The 17,581-nt window shown below is 64.6% G+C and carries 21 protein-coding genes; 12 read left to right on the top strand and 9 right to left on the bottom strand.

Features of this window, described 5'->3' with window-relative positions:
- Positions 1 to 107 precede the first annotated feature (107 nt).
- Entirely contained in the window at positions 108 to 1,202 is a 1,095-nt protein-coding gene (locus ASF34_RS12025) for an acyltransferase family protein (protein WP_018045453.1), read from the bottom strand.
- A gap of 561 nt (positions 1,203 to 1,763) precedes the next feature.
- On the opposite strand from ASF34_RS12025, the gene ASF34_RS12020 reads away from it, so the two are divergent.
- Complete coding sequence (locus tag ASF34_RS12020) at positions 1,764 to 2,585, top strand: oxidoreductase (protein ID WP_056161311.1); 822 nt, start codon at positions 1,764 to 1,766, stop codon at positions 2,583 to 2,585.
- A 264-nt stretch (positions 2,586 to 2,849) separates the two neighbouring features.
- On the opposite strand, the gene ASF34_RS12015 is transcribed toward ASF34_RS12020, so the two are convergent.
- Entirely contained in the window at positions 2,850 to 3,758 is a 909-nt protein-coding gene (locus ASF34_RS12015) for a LysR family transcriptional regulator (RefSeq protein WP_056162016.1), read from the bottom strand.
- Between the two features lie 139 nt (positions 3,759 to 3,897).
- On the opposite strand from ASF34_RS12015, the gene ASF34_RS12010 reads away from it, so the two are divergent.
- Together ASF34_RS12010 and ASF34_RS12005 are read left to right on the top strand one after the other, a co-directional pair.
- Positions 3,898 to 4,512, top strand: a complete 615-nt coding sequence (locus ASF34_RS12010; protein WP_056162014.1) for a glutathione S-transferase family protein — start codon at positions 3,898 to 3,900, stop codon at positions 4,510 to 4,512.
- Positions 4,513 to 4,540: 28 nt separating this feature from the next.
- Positions 4,541 to 5,443: a pyridoxamine 5'-phosphate oxidase family protein gene (locus tag ASF34_RS12005; protein ID WP_056161308.1), complete on the top strand. Its 903-nt coding sequence runs from the start codon at positions 4,541 to 4,543 to the stop codon at positions 5,441 to 5,443.
- 31 nt (positions 5,444 to 5,474) lie between these two features.
- Here the strand turns inward: ASF34_RS12005 and ASF34_RS23135 are convergent, their stop codons facing one another.
- Positions 5,475 to 5,645: a hypothetical protein gene (locus ASF34_RS23135; protein ID WP_187273446.1), complete on the bottom strand. Its 171-nt coding sequence runs from the start codon at positions 5,643 to 5,645 to the stop codon at positions 5,475 to 5,477.
- 213 nt (positions 5,646 to 5,858) lie between these two features.
- Here ASF34_RS23135 and ASF34_RS12000 point away from each other — a divergent pair, with 213 nt between their 5' ends.
- The 3 genes from ASF34_RS12000 to mscL all read left to right on the top strand — a co-directional run bounded on the left by ASF34_RS12000 (position 5,859) and on the right by mscL (position 7,984).
- Positions 5,859 to 6,569, top strand: a complete 711-nt coding sequence (locus tag ASF34_RS12000; protein ID WP_018045459.1) for a phosphatidylserine decarboxylase — start codon at positions 5,859 to 5,861, stop codon at positions 6,567 to 6,569.
- An 89-nt stretch (positions 6,570 to 6,658) separates the two neighbouring features.
- Positions 6,659 to 7,504, top strand: coding sequence for a CDP-alcohol phosphatidyltransferase family protein (locus ASF34_RS11995; RefSeq protein ID WP_018045460.1), 846 nt, complete (start codon positions 6,659 to 6,661; stop codon positions 7,502 to 7,504).
- Between the two features lie 57 nt (positions 7,505 to 7,561).
- Complete coding sequence (gene mscL / locus ASF34_RS11990; RefSeq protein WP_026176221.1) at positions 7,562 to 7,984, top strand: large conductance mechanosensitive channel protein MscL; 423 nt, start codon at positions 7,562 to 7,564, stop codon at positions 7,982 to 7,984.
- A 16-nt stretch (positions 7,985 to 8,000) separates the two neighbouring features.
- On the opposite strand, the gene ASF34_RS11985 is transcribed toward mscL, so the two are convergent.
- From ASF34_RS11985 to ASF34_RS11975, 3 genes are all read right to left on the bottom strand, one after another.
- Entirely contained in the window at positions 8,001 to 8,306 is a 306-nt protein-coding gene (locus tag ASF34_RS11985) for a hypothetical protein (RefSeq protein WP_018045462.1), read from the bottom strand.
- Between the two features lie 212 nt (positions 8,307 to 8,518).
- Positions 8,519 to 8,929 carry a DUF1236 domain-containing protein gene (locus tag ASF34_RS11980; protein ID WP_018045463.1) on the bottom strand — a complete coding sequence of 137 codons (411 nt, stop codon included), beginning with the start codon at positions 8,927 to 8,929 and terminating at the stop codon, positions 8,519 to 8,521.
- A 225-nt stretch (positions 8,930 to 9,154) separates the two neighbouring features.
- The gene (locus ASF34_RS11975) at positions 9,155 to 9,898 is read right to left on the bottom strand and encodes a sigma-70 family RNA polymerase sigma factor (RefSeq protein WP_018045464.1); all 744 of its coding nucleotides are present in this window, start codon (positions 9,896 to 9,898) and stop codon (positions 9,155 to 9,157) included.
- Positions 9,899 to 10,210: 312 nt separating this feature from the next.
- On the opposite strand from ASF34_RS11975, the gene ASF34_RS11970 reads away from it, so the two are divergent.
- Together ASF34_RS11970 and ASF34_RS11965 are read left to right on the top strand one after the other, a co-directional pair.
- Positions 10,211 to 10,966 (top strand): DJ-1/PfpI family protein, encoded by a 756-nt coding sequence (locus ASF34_RS11970; protein WP_443136535.1) that lies wholly within the window; start codon positions 10,211 to 10,213, stop codon positions 10,964 to 10,966.
- A 188-nt stretch (positions 10,967 to 11,154) separates the two neighbouring features.
- A complete protein-coding gene (locus tag ASF34_RS11965; protein WP_056145057.1) occupies positions 11,155 to 12,633 on the top strand; it encodes an amino acid permease in 1,479 nt (492 codons plus the stop codon).
- On the opposite strand, the gene ASF34_RS11960 is transcribed toward ASF34_RS11965, so the two are convergent.
- Positions 12,620 to 13,528 carry an MBL fold metallo-hydrolase gene (locus ASF34_RS11960; RefSeq protein WP_056161305.1) on the bottom strand — a complete coding sequence of 303 codons (909 nt, stop codon included), beginning with the start codon at positions 13,526 to 13,528 and terminating at the stop codon, positions 12,620 to 12,622. The two genes, ASF34_RS11965 and ASF34_RS11960, sit on opposite strands and share 14 nt — an antisense overlap.
- Positions 13,529 to 14,038: 510 nt before the next feature.
- Positions 14,039 to 14,350 carry a hypothetical protein gene (locus ASF34_RS23130; RefSeq protein WP_200913268.1) on the bottom strand — a complete coding sequence of 104 codons (312 nt, stop codon included), beginning with the start codon at positions 14,348 to 14,350 and terminating at the stop codon, positions 14,039 to 14,041.
- 346 nt (positions 14,351 to 14,696) lie between these two features.
- Here ASF34_RS23130 and ASF34_RS23125 point away from each other — a divergent pair, with 346 nt between their 5' ends.
- The 4 genes from ASF34_RS23125 (at position 14,697) to ASF34_RS11945 (ending at position 15,995) form a co-directional block, all read left to right on the top strand.
- On the top strand, positions 14,697 to 14,870 hold the full coding sequence (locus tag ASF34_RS23125; protein ID WP_018045469.1) for a hypothetical protein: 174 nt from the start codon (positions 14,697 to 14,699) through the stop codon (positions 14,868 to 14,870).
- The gene (locus tag ASF34_RS11950; RefSeq protein WP_018045470.1) at positions 14,867 to 15,190 is read left to right on the top strand and encodes a hypothetical protein; all 324 of its coding nucleotides are present in this window, start codon (positions 14,867 to 14,869) and stop codon (positions 15,188 to 15,190) included. Before ASF34_RS23125 ends, ASF34_RS11950 begins: the two co-directional genes overlap by 4 nt.
- 151 nt (positions 15,191 to 15,341) lie before the next feature.
- On the top strand, positions 15,342 to 15,500 hold the full coding sequence (locus ASF34_RS23120) for a hypothetical protein (protein WP_018045471.1): 159 nt from the start codon (positions 15,342 to 15,344) through the stop codon (positions 15,498 to 15,500).
- Between the two features lie 243 nt (positions 15,501 to 15,743).
- Positions 15,744 to 15,995, top strand: a complete 252-nt coding sequence (locus ASF34_RS11945; protein WP_056140953.1) for a hypothetical protein — start codon at positions 15,744 to 15,746, stop codon at positions 15,993 to 15,995.
- Between the two features lie 643 nt (positions 15,996 to 16,638).
- Here ASF34_RS11945 and ASF34_RS11940 read toward each other — a convergent pair.
- Positions 16,639 to 17,325, bottom strand: coding sequence for a YdcF family protein (locus tag ASF34_RS11940; RefSeq protein ID WP_056140955.1), 687 nt, complete (start codon positions 17,323 to 17,325; stop codon positions 16,639 to 16,641).
- Positions 17,326 to 17,581 lie beyond the last annotated feature (256 nt).

Here is a 17,581-nt window from a genome sequence, read left to right as displayed (position 1 = left end):
GGACATCCGACGCTTGGTACCGCCCCCTGAACGTCCGCGATGTGTGGAAAAAAGCCCCCGACCTTTCGCCTCTCAGCCGACCTTTCCCCACAACACGATGGGCATCGTCATGTCTTCGCACTTGTAACCCCAGGAGGCGCCCCCTCTTCCAACTGATAATAGGGCAATATGCGCGACCGCAACCAACGTCTGGTTGGCAACTCAAACCACCGATAGACAAGGTGAGCCAAAAGAACCGTCAGAAAGATGAATGCGCCGCTGACTATGATGTCCGCGATCTTTGACTGACCAAACTGCCAACGCTGGAGCAGGATACGCCCAAGAACCATTTGAATGGGCGCGTGGATGAGATAAAGGGAATATGATATTTGCCCCAAATATTCAAACGGTTTATACACGAAAGCGCGCTCAATTCTATTGCCTGGATAGGCGCATGCTAAAACGATAATTGAATAGAACATTAGAAGCGTGAGTGGTCCGGCAATGGTGCCCCATGTGAATGTCAAAATGGGAATTGCAAGCAAAGCGATGGGGACAAACGGAATGCTCTTTACTAGATTTAAGTAAGTCAGCTGAAAGCAGAGCATTCCCAATAAAAAACCAGCCGTACTTCTTATCAAAGGCATACTTTCGAAATAATTCAATCCGCCATAGGCGATAAGGGCTCCGGCGGCGACTACCAACACGAGAGCGCCCTGCTTTTTTCCCAGACCAACGACCCCAGAAGCGATGAGGGGAAATATAAGATATTCAAACCATTCAGCGCTGAGCGACCACCCTGGATAATTCCAGGCCATGCCGTCTGAATGCCATGCCTGGGTCATGAGCAAGCAGTCTAGTAATCGGCCAAAATCTGCGATTTTGGGATTGTACGGCAAGTGGAGCATGATCGCGCCGGCCGTCATGCCGACCATAAATATGACAGTAAGCACGTAAAGCGGGTAGATCCTGGCGAGTCGCAAAAGTATGAATCGTCCGATACCCCTACTACTCAAATTCTTGAAATCATTCAGGTGAACAAATGAAATAATGAATCCGCTAATGATAAAAAAGATGTCGACGGCCGTATTTCCGAATTTAAAAAATGGCAGCCAGGTCGCCACTTCCATTGAGCTGAGCGGCATAATATTGAAATGAAAAATGACGACGCTGAATGCTGCAATACCTCGAAGACCCGTCAAGCCGTCGAGGCGCTGTTTCACGACATGCTCTCCGGGATATTAAAGTCACTACGGTGTGGTTAGACATTCACATCCAATGCAGGCCATTGAAATTTGCAAGCGAGCATTGGAGTTACTCATATTTTGAAATGTGTTGTGGGCGCGCCTGCTTTAGGGTCGCGGGTCGGTGGGGCGACGTTCACTTCGGTGCTCTTGCCGCTCGTAAGTCGGCATTGGCAGAGCCACCCAACCCTGTCCTGCTCGATGTTTCATCAAGCATGCCGAACGCGAACACTCCCGGAGCAAGCTTCGAGTTGTAAGCGGGCGCGAAGGCGGTGCCTGCTTCCACCCACTCTCGCCCGGAAGCGGCCTGAACAGCCTGGAAGCGGACCTTCCGAGGGTCGGCAAGGGGTCGTGCGCGAACGGTACCAACCGTGAAATTTCAGCCCCTCGCCTGCCGACGGCTCGGGCGGCGGCCACGTGAAGTCGACGCACGCCATCGCGGATGGGCCGGCTCCCCCGATACGTCTTGCAATTATAGATTATAATCATAATCTATGAGCCGAAGCGGTCCCCCGAGGGGGCGCATCGTGGGAGAGCGTCGTGGGCAAGACGGACATCAAGACGGCCATCGTCACCGGAGCGGCATCCGGCATCGGCTTGGCGACGGCCAAGGCCCTGAAAGCGGCGGGCTACCGGGTCTACGGCACGAGCCGCAGACCCATTCCGGGGCGGGACGGGGACGTCACGATGCTGGCCTGCGACGTGACCGACGAGGCCTCCGTCGAGGCCCTGGTGAAGACGGTCCACGGCGAAACCGGGCGGATCGATCTGCTCGTCAACAATGCCGGTTTCGGCATCAACGGCGCGGCGGAGGAATCCACGGCCGAACAGGCGCAGGCGCTCTTCGACGTCAACCTGTTCGGCGTGATCCGCACGACCCGGGCGGTGCTGCCGCTGATGCGGACGCAGGCGGGCGGCCGCATCGTCAACATCAGCTCCATCCTGGGGCTCGTCCCGGCGCCCTACATGGCGGTCTATTCGGCCAGCAAGCACGCGGTGGAGGGCTATTCGGAATCCCTCGACCACGAGGTCCGCGGCCAGGGAATCCGCGTCGTGCTGGTGGAGCCGGCCTATACGCGCACGGCCTTCGACGCGAACCTGGTCTCCCCCGATGCCCCGTTGAGCCTCTACGATTCCGATCGCGCGGGCCGGGAGCGTTTCACGCGGGAGGTCATGGCCACGGCCGACGCGCCCGAGATCGTCGCCGAGGTGGTGGTGAAGGCCGCCACCGCGACGGCGCCGCATCTGCGCTACACCGCCGGATCGATGGCGCGGCAGGCCAGCCTCCTGCGCCGTTTCGTGCCGGCCAAGCAGTTCGACAAGAGCTACCGCAAGCAGATGCGCCTTCCCCCGGTCTCTTGAATCGCCACGCTCCCGGCGCTCAGGTGCAGGGAAGGAATGCGTTCCGACCGGCTCTACGAGCGTCTGATCGGATGTCTCAGCGGATGCTCGTGCCAAAGCCGCTGCTCCCAGCAGTCCGCCTCATCCTGAGGTGCCCTTCGCCTCGGCGAAGGGCCTCGAAGGAGGGTTCCAGAGCTTACTGCGATATCTGGAGCGCTCCTTCGAGGCCGCTATGCGGCACCTCAGGATGAGGTAACGCCTTGGAAAAACAACTCTAACAGGCTCTTAGCCACGACCGGGATTGACCATCGGGTCGGCCTGGAGCCTTGCCGCCGCCAGATCGATGAACGCGCGCACCTTGGCCGGCGCGCGCCTTCCCTCCAGGGTCACGATATGGACCGGGAGCGGCACCGCCTCCGGATCGTCGAGGACCAGCCTGAGACGGCCTTCGGCGACCGACGGCGCCACCTGATAGGACAGCAGAGATGCGATCCCCTGGCCCGCGATGGCAGCCGCCAGGACCGCGTCGATGGTATTGCAGATCAACCGACATCGCGTGGCGCCACGCGTCGGCCCTTCGGCCGGGGAATGGCGCTCGAAGGGCAGTCGCGTGGCGGTCGAACCGATGGTCGCGTGGCGGTGCAAATCCCCCATCGATTCCGGTGTCCCGTGCCGGTCGAGATAGTCCGGCGCGGCGCAGAGAACCCTGCGGACCGTGCCGACCCGGACCGCGACGAGCCCGGAATCGGCGAGGTGCCCGATGCGGATTCCCACATCGGCGCCCTCCTCGATCAGGTTGACCACCCGGTCGAGGAACAGCGCCCGCACGCTGACGGCCGGGTAGCGCGCTAGAAATTCGGTCACGGCAGGCAAGACATAAAGCCGGCCGAATTGCACCGGAGCGGTAATCGTCAAGGTTCCGGAAGGTGTCGCGTATGCGCCGGCCGCGAGTGCTTCCGCCTCTTCCATGTCCGAGAGGATGCGGCGGCAATCCTCCAGATAGCGTCCGCCCGCCTCGGTGAGCATCAGCGAGCGCGTGGTCCGCGTCAGAAGACGGGTTCCGATCCGGTTCTCCAGGGCGGCCACCGCACGGGTCACGGCGGGCGGGCTCATGTTGAGTTGGCGCGCCGCAGCAGCGAAGCCCCCGCTCTCCGCCACCCGCACGAAGACCCGCATCGCCTGCCACCGATCCATACTGGCCTCCTCCATACCCGCGGATTATTCCATCTAGCGGAATAGTCGATTGCGGAGAATGCCGGTTCACGCGTTCCAGGCAAGGGTCTCTGATGTGTCCGTGGCCGGCGCCCTCGTCCGGCTGTCGCGGAGATCCATCATGAAGCTGTTCCACATGGCCCTGTCGGGGCATGCGCACCGGGCGCGTCTGTTCCTGTCGCTGGTGGGTGCCGATTGCGAGATCGTCGAGGTCGACCTCGCCGCCGGTGCGCACAGGACGCCGGATTTCCTGGCCCTGAACCCGTTCGGACAGGTGCCGGTGCTCGTGGACGGCGACGTGGTGGTTCCGGATTCCAACGCCATCCTGGTCTACCTGGCGAAAAAGCTCGGGCGCACGGATTGGCTGCCGGAGGATGCTTATGGAGCGGCGCAGGTGCAGCGCTGGCTCTCGGTGGCGGCCGGACCCATCGCCTTCGGCCCCGCCGCGGCCCGGCTGATCACCGTCTTCGGCGCTCGCTTCGACACGGCCGAAGTGATTGCCCGTGCCCATCAAATCCTAGGCCGCATCGAGGCGGAGCTCGCCGGTCGCGCCTGGATCGCCGCCGACCACCCGACCATCGCGGATGTCGCCCTCTACAGCTACGTCGCCGCTGCCCCCGAGGGGAATGTCGACCTCGCGCCCTATGCCGAGATCCGCGCCTGGCTCGGCCGGATCGAAGCACTGCCCGGCTTCGTGGCCTTTCCGACGACGGCGGCCGGCCTGCGCACGGCCTGAGACGAAATCCTGCCACGGGAGATCACCCATGTCCTCATCCGACCATCACCCCGCCTCGCCCTGGCACCCGGGCGAGATCGCGATCCAGGACCATGCCGGCGTCGCCGAGCGCATGGCCGAGATCGGCCCCCGCGTGATCCGCGACCATATGATCGAGCAGCATCGCGACTTCTTCCGTCACCTGCCCTTCGTGGTGCTGGGGGCGGTGGACCCTGCAGGTGACGTCTGGGCGACGGTCCGGACGGGCGAACCGGGTTTCGTCGAGGCGCCTGACCCCTTCCGGCTGCGCGTTCGGGCAGCCGCCGAACTCGGCGATCCGGCCGAGGCGGGCCTGACGGAGGGTGCGGCGGTGGGGCTGCTCGGGATCGATCTGGCGACGCGGCGGAGGAACCGCCTGAACGGGATCGTGGAGCGCCGGGAGGGGGACGGTTTCGAGGTCCGGGTGCAGCAGAGCTTCGGCAATTGCCCGCAATACATCCACGTCCGGCAGGGTGCGAAGCGTTGGCGCAATCCCGTTGCGGCGGCCCCGGAGACCGGCCATGGCCTCGACGAAAGCGCCCGTGCGCTCATCGCCGGGGCAGATACGCTCTTCGTCGCCACCTATGCGGAGGGGAAGGACGGGGACCGGCAGGTCGACGTCTCGCATCGCGGCGGCCCCAAAGGCTTCGTGCGCGTCGGCGAGGACGACGTGCTCACGGTCCCGGATTATTCCGGCAACCGCTTCTTCAACACATTGGGAAACATCCGCGCCAATCCCCGCGCCGGGCTCGCAATCATCGATTTCACCACCGGCGACCTGCTGCAGATGACGGGGCGGGCGGAGGTGCTCCTCGATTCCCCCGAGATCGCGCGCTTTCCGGGCGCCGAGCGGCTCTGGCGCTTCGCACCCCGGACCTTCGTCCGGCGCGCGGGGGCCGTGCCGCTCTGGTGACGGAGCGACCGGCTCCCGTGACGCGCCGGCCTCAGCGACGGCGGCCCTGGCTCTGGCTCGCGCGGAGCACCTTGCGGGCCCGTGCCTCGTGGATCGCGGCCACCTTCATCAGGAGGTGGCGTTCGATATCCGAAGGCGCGCTCGCGGCACAGTCCCGCAGGGCGATCGCCGCTCGCACATGCATCAGCGCCCGACCCAGCATCCGATCCCCGCTCCCCGCCCGATCCCATCCCGGTCTAGCGGCACGGTGCTTAAGGCATCATCAAACGGAATGCGCAAAGGCCGGTGCTGTGCCGGGGATGCCCTGCGGGCGCCGCCGAACCGCTCCGAGAGTTGACGCAGGCCGTCGGGACTGCCAACCCGGCCGCATTGCGGGCGCGGCCGATCCCTCGGTCCGCAGGAGTACCGAATCTTCATGTCCGATCTGCTTGAGACGATCCGCAGAACCCTCGTGCCGATCCACAAGGAGGGCTACCCCTTCATCCTGATCGGCATCGTGCTGACCGTGCTGTTCGGCTATTTCGCCCAGTTCGCCGGCTGGATCTTCCTGATCCTCACCCTCTGGGTCTGCTACTTCTTCCGCGATCCCGAGCGGGTCACCCCGGTGGCCGACGGCCTGGTGGTCTCACCGGCCGACGGCCGGGTGAACCTGATCTCCACCGTGCTGCCGCCGCCCGAGCTCGACCTGCCGCAGGAGCCGATGACGCGGATCTCGGTCTTCATGAACGTGTTCGATTGCCACGTGAACCGCGTCCCCGTCACCGGCAAGATCGGCCAGATCGTCTACACGCCCGGCCTGTTCCTCAATGCGGAACTCGACAAGGCCAGCGACGACAACGAGCGCAACGGCCTCGTCATCGAGACCACCCATCGCGGCAGCCCACTGCGCGTCGGCGTCGTGCAGATCGCCGGATTGGTGGCCCGCCGCATCGTCGGCTGGGTGCAGGCGAACGATACCTTGAATGTCGGCGAGCGCTTCGGCCTGATCCGCTTCGGCTCGCGTGTCGACGTCTACCTGCCGGTGGGCACGCGCGTGCTGGTCGGCCTCGGCCAGAAGGCGGTGGCGGGCGAGACCGTGCTCGCCGATCTCGGCGGCGGCCCCGAGCGCAGCTTCCGCCGCATCTGATCCCGCCCGGCCCCGCCCGGGCGGGGTCGCGATCCTTCGCGGACGGTGCCCCATAGGCCCGTTCGCCCGTCTTTCTGAAAAGGCGCGTCATGGACGATCTCTTTCCGCCCTTCGAGCCGGATGCCAACGAGCCGAAGCCGCGCCGCTTCAAGGCGGTGCCGTTCCGGATGATCGCGCCCAACATGATCACCCTGATGGCGGTCTGCCTCGGGCTGACCGCCATCCGTCTCGCGTTCGAGGGCAAGTTCGAGCCCGCCGTCATCGCCATCGTCGCGGCCGCCTTCCTCGACGGGATCGACGGGCGTGTCGCCCGCATGCTCAAGGGCACGTCGCGTTTCGGGGCCGAGCTCGATTCCCTCGCCGATTTCGTCAATTTCGGCTGCGCCCCGGCGCTCATCCTCTACGGCTTCGCGCTGAAGGAGCTGCGCTCGCTCGGCTGGATCGTCGCCCTGATCTTCGCCATCGCCATGGCCCTGCGCCTCGCCCGCTTCAACGCGATGCTCGACGATCCCAACCGGCCCGCCTGGAAGAAGGACTTCTTCGTCGGCATGCCGGCGCCGGCCGGAGCGCTGACCGCGATGCTGCCGCTCTATCTCCACTTCCTCGGCCTGCCGTTCGAGCGCTGGGCCGCGCCGGTGGTGCTCGGCTACACGCTCTGCATCGCCCTCCTCGTGGTCTCCACCGTGCCCACCTTCTCCGGCAAGACCATGGGCAAACGCGTGCCGCGCGAATGGGTGCTGCCGATCTTCCTCGTGGTGGTCGCAGCCTTCGGCCTGTTCATCAGCTATCCGTTCGAGGCCATGGTGGTGATGGCGGGCGGCTACCTCGTCACCCTGCCGATCGGGGCCGCGCAGTACCGGCGCCGGGCGAAGATCGAGGAGCGTCTCGACGCAACCGGCCGTGGACAGATCGAACCGGCGCCTGTCGAAAGCTGATCGGCTCGCCTAACGTCTCTGCCGGAAGCCCGTTGGGCTCACGCTTTGGAGGCGACGGTGCTGGAAGAATTCAAGAAATTCGCGCTGCGCGGCAATGTCGTCGACCTGGCGGTGGGCGTGATCATCGGCGCCGCCTTCGGCTCCATCGTCACGTCGGCGGTCCAGGACGTGTTCATGCCGATCATCGGGGCGATCACGGGCGGCCTCGATTTCTCGAACTATTACATCGCGCTCTCGTCGAGCGTGCAGAAGGGCGCGGCCTATGCCGATGCCAAGAAGCAGGGCGCGGTGATCGGCTACGGCCAGTTCATCACCGTGGCGCTCAATTTCATGATCGTCGCCTTCGTGCTGTTCCTCGTCATCCGGGCCATGAACAAGCTTCAAACCCAGGAAGAGGCAAAGCCCCTTCCCGAAACCCCAGCGGACGTGAAGCTGTTGGGCGAGATCCGCGATATCCTCGCGGCCAAACCCAAGGTCTAGGGTCCCGAGGTCCGAGTCAGATCGACGTCGCGGGCGGTGCGTTCAGGTCGTCGAGGAGGCCATCCAGAGCCTGCTCGACCGCGCCGGTGCCTTCCTCATGCGTCTTCAGCCGAGTCTCGAGGCGACGCAATTGCGGCGCGAATTCCTCCGGCACGGCAGGTTCACCGAGGAATTTCGGCGCATCGTCCTGCGTGGTGAAGACGGAGCGCAGCTGTTGGCCGAGATGGTCCCGCACCGGCTCGGGCAGAGACGGATCGACATCCGCGGCGCCGGACTGTCCGGAGGCCGATTGATCAATGCGGAGAATCGGATCGTTTGCCATATCGGGTGTTTCTCTCAGTCAAGAGCAATAACCGGCCGGGGCGGCGAGTGTTGCGCGTACCGACTCACAAATGTTGATGGTACCCGATCCTGCGCCGGTATTTCAGGTGTTTCTCCTGCGAACCCTGACGATTCTCCGATCCACGAAAAAGCCCCCGGTGCCGTGGCACCGGGGGCTCCTGCCGAATGGTCAGCGTCGATCGATGTCGACGATCAGTCGATGACCTCGACGATGCGGCGGCTGCGGTCCACCAGCACCGGACGGTCGTTGACGATGGTGTAGCGCGCGCCGCGGGCGTTGTACTCGGACGGCACGTCGTAATAGGTCACGCCGGTGCCGGGCAGGGTCGCGCCGACGCGGACATCGCCGTCATAGGCGTAGGAGCTGTGACGCTCGCGGGTGACGTACTGGCGGAAACGGGGGCGGTCGTCGACACCCAGGATGCCACCGACGGTTCCGGTCGCGGCGCCGACGGCACCGCCGACGATGGCGCCCAGCGGGCCGGCCGCGTCAGCACCGTCCTGCGCGCCACGCTCCGCGCCGCGCACGAGGCCCTGGGCCTGGGCCGCGAGGGGGAGGGAAAGGGCGATCGCCGAAGCGGCGAGAAGGGTCTTGATGTTCATGATCGAGATCTCCGTATCCGATGACCCGCGAACGGTGACGCTCAGCGGGGTTCGGGGCAGTAACGCCCGATCTCCGGAAAGGGATGCCTCGAAAATCGATTTTGCCGGATTGTCCCAACCATGTCCCCGAACGGGGGACGACGTTCCTCATGCCCCCGGTGTCGCGATACGATGTCGCTTGGCGAGCGCGAAGGAGCGCCGATCCCGACGGCTCGGCGGCCGGAATCAGGCGTCCTTCGGCATGGCCGATTGGATCAGCCGGTCCGAGCTCAGGTCTTCCTCGTCGTAGCCGAGCAATTCGGCGAGGCGCCCGCGGGCGCGGCTGACGCGGCTCTTCACCGTGCCGACCTTGCAGCCCATGATCGTGGCCGCCTCCTCGTAGGACACGCCCTCGGCGCCCACGAGGACGAGGGCCTCGCGCTGGTCGGGCGGCAGTTTGGCGAGAGCCGTCTGCAGGTCCTCCACATCGAGGCGGTCGCCCTGGTGCGGTGCCGTGGCGAGACGCGCGGCGTAGGACCCGTCCTGGTCCTCCACCTCGCGCACGCGCTTGCGGTGGTCGGAGTAGAAGATGTTGCGCAGGATGGTGAAGAGCCAGGCGTTGAGGTTCGTGCCCGGCTGGAACCGAGCGCGATGCTGCCAGCCCTTGAGCAGGGTGTCCTGCACGAGATCGTCCGAGCGGGCCGGATTGCTGGTGAGCGAGAGCGCGAAAGCCCGCAGCGACGGCACCGCCGCGAGCAGACCGTTGCGGAACTCGGGCTCCACCTGCTCGCCGCGCGCTTTCAGGGCGGCTTCCAGCTTCTCGATGAGCTCGGCGAAACGCGTGGACGGCTCGTCCGTGCCGAGGCGGTCGTAGACCGTGCGGAGCTGGTCTCCGAGATGGGAGCGAATGGTCGCCGTCAGGCTCGGCCGCCCGTCGCCGTTCGTATCGCTCAAGCGGTCGGGGCTGGTGTCAAGGACGTCGCGTGTCATGGCTCGTCGTATTCTGATCGTTTGGCAGGAAATCGTCCGGTTCGGGCCGGCCGTATCGGATCGGTCCGCCTGACGTCGATGGCGAGCCCGTAGCATGTCACGGGGTTGTAGCGCATCCCACCCGGTCACGCATCCCGCCAAGCTGCGCATATGGCGAAGTACGCCCTTCGCGTCCACATGCGGCGGATGGCGCCGGAGGCAGCGACATCTTGGTCATGTCCCAAAGCGCAGCGGCCTCTGCTGGCGTGATCGGTGGTCTATATGATCCGGTCATGGCCATCGGGAGGGCGTGGCCATCGGGAGGAATCGTCCATGGATCGTCGCGCCTTCACCGCGAGCCTGACCGCGGCCGTTCTGTCCGGTCCGGGCGAGGCCGCTCGCGCGGCGGCGCCCGAGCGGCCGCCCGTGCGGATCGCCATGCTGATGTTCCCCGGCATGACGGCGCTCGACCTCGTGGGCCCGCAGGCGATCCTGGCCGGGTTGGCGGGCGATCGGCTCCATCTCGTCTCCCGCCGAGCCGGACCCGTTCCGAGCGATACGGGCCTGACCCTCATTGCCGACACCTCCTTCGAGACCTGCCCCCTCGATATCGACGTGCTCTTCGTGCCGGGCGGCGACGCGACCCCCGCCCAGATGCGCGACGAGGCGACCCTGGCCTTCCTGCGCGACCGGGCTCCACGCGCATCCTGGGTCACCGGCGTCTGCACCGGCTCGCTCATCCTCGGCGCGGCGGGGCTGCTCGACGGCTACCGCGCCACCTCGCATTGGTGCGTGCGCGAGACCGTGCTGCCCCGCCTCGGCGCCATTCCGGTGAACCGGCGCGTGGTGGTGGACCGCAACCGGATCACGGCCGCGGGCATTTCCGCAGGTCTCGACTTCGCCCTCGTCCTGGCGGCCCGCTTGCGTGGCGACGACTATGCCAGGACGAGCCAGCTCGTGGCCGAATATGCGCCGGAACCGCCCTTCTCCGCCGGTACGCCCGAGACGGCCGGGCGGGACATCTCCGCCCGCGCCGGAGCGATCCTCAATGATCTGGCGGCTGGCTGTCTCGCGGCAGCCACGCGGTAGACGCTGCGGCTGAGGGTCGGGGAGCCGTAGCTTGCCGCCTCGGGCGGCCTCCGCGACCCGCGAGACGGCGCGTCATTTTGCCGGAACCTCGTTGAATGGCCAAGGTTTAGCCCTTGGCGGGAAAGCTGCATGGTCGCCATGCGCTGGACGCCGGACCTCCGCGCTCCAACCATGAAGGGCATCGATCAATGGCATCAGGCCTCGCAGGCGATCTCACCCGGACGAAATCCCTCGAGCGACTGAATGCCGACGCCGAAGGGGGTGAGCACAAGCTCGAACGTACCCTCGGCCCCTGGAGCCTCGTCGCCCTCGGCATCGGCGCGGTGATCGGAGCCGGCCTGTTCTCCCTCACCGGCATCGCGGCGGCCGAGCATGCCGGCCCCGCCGTGGTGATCTCCTTCGCCATCGCGTCGATCGCCTGCGCCTTCGCCGGCATGTGCTACAGCGAGCTCGCCGGCATGATCCCCGTGGCGGGTTCGGCCTACACCTACGCCTACGCCACCATGGGCGAGTTCGTGGCCTGGATCATCGGCTGGGATCTCGTGCTCGAATACGCTGTCGGCGCGGCGACCGTTTCGGTGAGCTGGTCGAGCTACGTCACCCGGTTCCTGCGGGACACGCTCGGCATCAACCTGCCGCCCAGCCTCGTCAATTCCCCCTTCGAGACCTACACGGTCGACGGGGTGACGGCGCATGGCATCGTCAATCTGCCCGCCATCCTCATCATCGTCGCCGTCTCGGCCCTGCTGATGATCGGCATCCGCGAATCCGCCCGCGTCAACGCCGTCGTCGTGGCGATCAAGCTCGCGGTGGTGGCGGTCGTGGTCGGCGTCGGCCTGTTCTACATCAAGGCGCAGAACTACGTGCCGTTCATCCCCGAGAACACCGGCACGTTCGGCGAGTACGGCTGGAGCGGCATCATGCGCGGCGCCGGCGTCGTGTTCTTCGCCTATATCGGGTTCGACGCGGTCTCGACGGCGGCGCAGGAGGCCAAGAACCCCCAGCGCAACATGATGATCGGCATCCTCGGCTCGCTGGCCATCTGCACGGTGATCTACATCGCCTTCGCCGGCGTGCTCACCGGCCTCGTGCATTACGACGCCATGAAGGGCGATGCCGCCCCGGTGAACACGGCCATCGCCCAGACCCCGTTCCCCTGGCTGAAGAGCCTCGTGACCCTCGGCGTCATCGCCGGCTTCTCCACCGTGATCCTGGTCCTTCTGCTGGGCCAGAGCCGCGTGTTCTATTCCATGAGCCAGGACCGGCTGCTGCCGGGCTTCTTCTCGAAGATCCACCCGACCTGGAAGACGCCCTACCGCTCGAACCTGTTCTTCATGGTGTTCACCAGCGCGCTCGGCGGGTTCCTGCCGATCAGCCAGCTCGGCCACATGACCAGCATCGGCACCCTGCTGGCCTTCATCCTGGTCTGTGCGGGGGTCATCATCCTGCGCCGGACCCAGCCCGATGCGCGACGGGACTACCGGACGCCGCTGGTGCCGCTGGTGCCGATCCTCGGCATCGTCAGCTGCCTCGCCATGATGGTGTCCCTCGACGGCCAGACCTGGCTGCGACTGCTTGCCTGGCTCGTGGTAGGACTTGTGATCTACTTCGCCTGGAGCCGGCGCAACAGCCGCCTCGGCCGCGACGAGGCCGTCAGGCCGTCTTGATCAGGGACAGGTGCCGGCCGTCGCGGACCGGCTCCGTCACCTCGCCGACGGCGACCATCTGACGTTCGCGCGCGATGAACGCGGTCGGCATCACGGCCTGCATCTCGGCCTCCACGCTGCGCAACTGCGCATCGCCATGCGACGGGTGGAGATGAATGATCGCCAAAGCCTTCGCCCCCGCCGCCCGCGCCAACTCGACGCCCTTTTCCCAGGTGGAGTGCCCCCAGCCACAGCAGCGGGGATACTCGGTCTCCGTGAACATGCCGTCGTAGACGAGCAGGTCGGCCCCCTCCACGAAGCGACGAAGGGCCTCGTCGGGCCAGGGGTCGGAATGCTCGATGTCGCTGATGATGCAAAGGCGCTTGCCCGCATGGTCGAAGCGATAGCCCACGGACCCCTGTGGATGATTGAGCAGGATGGTGTCGACCCGCGCGCCGTCGGCAAACCTCAGCGACTCGCCCGCCTTGAAGCCGTGATGGGAGAAGGTGCACGGGATGACATCGAGCGTCACCGGAAACAGCGGCGGCGAGAACAGCCGGTCCAGGGCCGCCTTGGCGCTGTCCCCGTCGAGGTTCCCGCAATAGGTGTTGATCGTTCGCTCTGGGTTGAAGATCACCGGCTTGAAGAACGGCAGCCCAGCGGTGTGGTCGAGATGGAGATGGCTGAACAGGAGATCGATCTCCTTGGGTAGCGCCTCGCGATGATGGAGACCGCAAGCGTTAAGGCCGGACCCGGCATCGACCACGAACAGGCGCGTGCCGCAGCGGACCTCCATGCAAGGCGTATTGCCCCCGAACTCGGCATAATCCGGCCCGCTGACAGGCGTGGAACCTCGAACGCCCCAGAAGCGTAGGGAGAGGCCGTCCTCAGCCGAGGTCGTGTGCGTCATGGTCATCGTTCGACTACCGATTGCCCGATCCATCTGAGATCCGGTGCCTTTCGGCGCACCGATGCGATCCGTTCCTCGCGAGAGCGGCCACGATCAGGTTGCCAGGATCGAAGTGGGGTTGACCATGAGGTAGTCAGCCCGTTTCGACATCGATGTGCGGCCACGCACACAGCTTAGAAGACCGGATTCTGCGAAAAGCCGGCTCCCGCCTGACTATTTCCGCGTCGGGCAAGAGCGCCTTGGGCTCATATTGACGAGCGATAGATAAGGCGACCCGCCCGTTGGGATTGCGCATCGAAACGCCCTCGAGACGGCGTGCGGGAAGAGAGCTCCGCGGCCCTGAGGCGGGTGGTGCTAGGGCCGGAAACCGGCCTCGCCGTTCAGGCCTTCAATCAGCCGGGGAAGGGGAACGGTGCCCGGAGAGCCTTCGTGTCGATCGGCGACGGCAGCAGGACGCACTCGCGCGCTTCGAGCCACTTCAGGTCGATAAATCTCGGCGGGACGCCGAAAGTTGGATCATCGAGACCGACCGAGAGCTTGTAATCTCGTATCTTGAACGAATCCCGAGCGCTTTCCCGGTCGCTCGTCACGCGGAGCGACTGACAGGGAATAACGTAGGCATGGGAAACATATGACACCGTGGAGCGAGGTGGAGACGATCTCCTCGCAGCTCATGATGTCTCCGATCACGCCCTCGATCTCGTCCAACGCAACCGATCGCAGCGAGATGAGCTTGATGTGATCCGCACCCAGCTTCTCGATGGCGGCCCGGAACATCGCGTCCTTCAATACGTGTAAAATGATGCTGATCTTATGGGTCTTGGGCACATCCACCTCCGGTAGCAGAACGGCGGCATCACCGTAGATTTCGGGGCATTCTCCGCCGCTGGCGATGACTGCCGAACGCGTTGGCGGCCTGCCTCGATCGCCATTTCGTAAAAGGTGCTCAAGGGTGGGGAACGCAGATACGAAGGCACGCCATTTTTGTTTCAACCCCGCAAAATGAGGCACTAAGGCCAGGCAACGTAGAATAGATCTAAATCTAAATTGTAGCTCGAACGGTTTGCGTGAGTTTTATACTCTTTCCAATATTCGCCAATACGCTTGCTTGATCGATCAGCTTGCTTCTTTATGCCCGCTGTCGGGGCACTGCAGAATTTGGAGGTCGGACGAGATGGAACGGGTGCTGGAACTGATCCGCGGTTATGCACGGCTGGCATGGTGGGATGGTTGCACCGTCGACATGCGTCTGCACCGCATCGCAGACTTCGTCGATTTCCTGACTGCCGCAAAGGAGCCGGGCCTGATGCACAAACCGATCCCGATCGTAAAAGGAGAGATCGCGTGAGTGTTATCCGTTCTTCCCGGCCCTGTATCGATCCGCCCAAGGAGGGAAGCGAACTGGACGAGGCACTGCGACGCGCGTTCTGGACCAGTCTGCACCGACAACCTCTTCCGGCGCTCCAGGCGCTGGCGGTAGCGGCGCGCACCATCGGGACGCTGTATCGACAGGTCGCCGAGGCCCATGAAGGCCCAGGCGGCTGCAATTGCGGGTGGGAGCCCGATCCTGATAGCGATCTCATCGTGCTCGAGGCCAATCTGGCGGCGGCCCTGCTCAAGCCGCCGGAAGCCGACCTCGCCCATATGACAATGCTCGGAAGAGCGTGACGGCTGGGCGTGCCAGCCTCAGTTGAACGATGGATCGCGATGATTCGGGGCTCGGCCTGCACTTGCGTCTCCTTTCCGCGAAGTACACGTGAGGGATTGGTTAACCCACTCCCGCTCATGATCCACTCGTCCCTACAGGGTGGAGGTGGGAATGGATGTGATCTACCGCGGGCTCGAAACGTCTCTTCTCGGCTTGACCCTCGTCCTCGGCATCGCAGCCCTGGCCCTTCCCTCCCTGACGCCCCGGATCCTCGGCGCCCCGGAACTTGCCGTGACCCTGCCGCTCCTCAGTGTCACCGCTGCGCATTGAAGCCACCCCACGGGATTTCGTGGCGCGCCGTCGGCGGCGGCGGAGAGGCTTCTCGACGCGCAATCACGATCGTGACGGTGTGATGTCACACAAGCAGTGTGGCAAACCCAACTATTCGCGTGTGGCGCTTCATTGCGCTGCAACCGTTTCGCCCTCCCGCGATTTACAAACCAAGCGCTGCGGTAAGTGCAATGGCTTGGGTCTGGATGGTGCTTCGTAAAACGGAGCGCGGGCAGGGTTGCGATGACGAAACGGTTCAGGCTTTTCAGTGCGATGGGCATTGCGCTCGTCGTCGGCGTGTCCTCTTTTTCCGCTGAGGCAATGCCTGGCACTGAGGGATCCTCGACCGGTACTCCTCACCGGGATGCGGAGCTTGGCAAGGTAGCCCTGACGGTCGAGGCCGAGGACGATACTCTCGCTTGCACCAAATCGCGCAAGCGCTTGTTCGTCGATGGCGAGGGCTGGATCGTCCGCCGTGTCACCACTTGCCGCTGAGGCAATGCCTCCGCTTTCGGATGACGGCATGTGGGCGTCGACTTCGATGCCTTGCAGCTACTTAGGGACTGCCGCACCTTACCCCTCGCCCCTACTATCAGACTTCACCTTGGCACGATCATTCTCGTCGTGCCGGTCTATCGAGGTCCGTCTCGATACGACGAGGTTCGTATGTCGGCCACGCTGAGATGGATGATGCCGGGATGCACCCTGGCGCTTGCCCTCGTGGTGGCGCCAGTAGCTCATGCACAGGACGTCACAGCTTCGGGCTACGGCCATCCCGATACGTTCCGACCGCGGTTCGATGAGAGCTACGCCGGGCCTTATGTCGTTGCAGCCTCTCGTACTGGGTTGTTGCCGCCAATACCCCGCCCAACCGAGCTTGTCCCGAGCGCTTGGGGATATGGAACATACGATGTTCCCACCGCCACCGGCATCCGCCCCGCACCCGTCGGAACGCCCACCCTATACGTGATCGAAACGCCCACCGAGGCGAGACGCAAGGCCCGAAGCCAAGGTCCGAGGATACTGTCTCGGGGAAGACGGAATCCGGTTTCGACATCCATAAATCTGCCGATGCAGGACGGAGCGAGGATTGTGACGGTGGCTATCGGGCGACACGCCTCGCGCTGAGAGCGCGGTGTCAGTATTGCGCGCGCATGATCGATTCGGAGACGAGCTTGATGGGTTTTCCGCGCCCCATCATGATCGCCGCTCGTGATTGCTCCGGATCGGATTCGAACCGTGTCCGCAGCCATGAAACGAGGAACTTCAGGTATTCCGAGCCGATGAGCCTTGCCGTTCCAGGGTGCCGCCACCAGCGATCGGCGTCGAAGCCTTCCGCGATCACGGGGTGGGGCAGAACCCGGTCCTTGCCCATCAACGCGTGGTCGAGCTCCACCAAGGTCCGGGGCATGTGGTAGTTCGAGGTGACCACCGCGACGGTATTGAACCGGTGCTGGCGCATCCAGCGACGGGTTTCGATGGCGTTGCCGATCGTGTTGCGCGCCCGGTAATCGAGATCGACGCAGCACTCGATCCAGTGGCGCTGGGTCGGATTCAGGCGGGCGATCTCGTCGCGGCTCGTTCGCTCGTTGACGCCGGTGATCAGCAGGCGCCGGCCATAACCGCCGGCGAGAAGATCGATTGCGTCGCCGATACGCTGTGCGCCGCCCGTTAGGACCACGATCCCGTCCGCCCGGCCGTCGAGCGTGCGCTCGTCACGGGCGATGGATTCGGCGAAGATCAGGAACCCGGCAACCAGCGCCAGGGTGGCGATGGCACCGAGGCCGAGGGTGACATAGCCGATACGCTGCAGTGTTGGAGACATCACCCTTGCGATCCGTGCGGGAGGCGTCGACAATTCCGCCCGACCGCGTGGCCAGACCCAACCGAACGCCTCCGGCGGGCGAGTGGTGCCGAGTCCTGACATCCGCGTGGCCATTCTCCGAAGGTAGTGCCGAATGCGGCATCCGCGAGGCGATACTTCCGCCCCTAAGGGTTTACGAATAGTTAACGCGATTCCGAGAACTCGGAACCCCGTGCGATGTCATGCAGCAAGGTGGCGAAGAGCCCTGTCCCGCAGT

This window comes from Methylobacterium sp. Leaf106 (genome assembly GCF_001422895.1).
In the GTDB taxonomy this organism is placed as follows: domain Bacteria; phylum Pseudomonadota; class Alphaproteobacteria; order Rhizobiales; family Beijerinckiaceae; genus Methylobacterium; species Methylobacterium bullatum.
This window is presented reverse-complemented; position numbering and strand designations above follow the sequence as displayed.

What these genes read in the sequence shown, in the direction of transcription:
- ASF34_RS11995 (WP_018045460.1), top strand. Translation starts at nt 6,659, where the DNA reads ATGGACGATCTCTTTCCGCCCTTCGAGCCGGATGCCAACGAGCCGAAG.
- ASF34_RS11980 (WP_018045463.1), bottom strand. Translation starts at nt 8,929, where the DNA reads ATGAACATCAAGACCCTTCTCGCCGCTTCGGCGATCGCCCTTTCCCTC.
- ASF34_RS12000 (WP_018045459.1), top strand. Translation starts at nt 5,859, where the DNA reads ATGTCCGATCTGCTTGAGACGATCCGCAGAACCCTCGTGCCGATCCAC.
- ASF34_RS23125 (WP_018045469.1), top strand. Translation starts at nt 14,697, where the DNA reads ATGGAACGGGTGCTGGAACTGATCCGCGGTTATGCACGGCTGGCATGG.
- ASF34_RS12005 (WP_056161308.1), top strand. Translation starts at nt 4,541, where the DNA reads ATGTCCTCATCCGACCATCACCCCGCCTCGCCCTGGCACCCGGGCGAG.
- ASF34_RS11965 (WP_056145057.1), top strand. Translation starts at nt 11,155, where the DNA reads ATGGCATCAGGCCTCGCAGGCGATCTCACCCGGACGAAATCCCTCGAG.
- ASF34_RS11940 (WP_056140955.1), bottom strand. Translation starts at nt 17,325, where the DNA reads ATGTCTCCAACACTGCAGCGTATCGGCTATGTCACCCTCGGCCTCGGT.
- ASF34_RS11960 (WP_056161305.1), bottom strand. Translation starts at nt 13,528, where the DNA reads ATGACCATGACGCACACGACCTCGGCTGAGGACGGCCTCTCCCTACGC.
- ASF34_RS11970 (WP_443136535.1), top strand. Translation starts at nt 10,211, where the DNA reads ATGGATCGTCGCGCCTTCACCGCGAGCCTGACCGCGGCCGTTCTGTCC.
- ASF34_RS12010 (WP_056162014.1), top strand. Translation starts at nt 3,898, where the DNA reads ATGAAGCTGTTCCACATGGCCCTGTCGGGGCATGCGCACCGGGCGCGT.
- ASF34_RS11945 (WP_056140953.1), top strand. Translation starts at nt 15,744, where the DNA reads ATGACGAAACGGTTCAGGCTTTTCAGTGCGATGGGCATTGCGCTCGTC.
- ASF34_RS12015 (WP_056162016.1), bottom strand. Translation starts at nt 3,758, where the DNA reads ATGGATCGGTGGCAGGCGATGCGGGTCTTCGTGCGGGTGGCGGAGAGC.
- ASF34_RS11985 (WP_018045462.1), bottom strand. Translation starts at nt 8,306, where the DNA reads ATGGCAAACGATCCGATTCTCCGCATTGATCAATCGGCCTCCGGACAG.
- ASF34_RS23120 (WP_018045471.1), top strand. Translation starts at nt 15,342, where the DNA reads ATGGATGTGATCTACCGCGGGCTCGAAACGTCTCTTCTCGGCTTGACC.
- ASF34_RS23135 (WP_187273446.1), bottom strand. Translation starts at nt 5,645, where the DNA reads ATGCTGGGTCGGGCGCTGATGCATGTGCGAGCGGCGATCGCCCTGCGG.
- ASF34_RS11975 (WP_018045464.1), bottom strand. Translation starts at nt 9,898, where the DNA reads ATGACACGCGACGTCCTTGACACCAGCCCCGACCGCTTGAGCGATACG.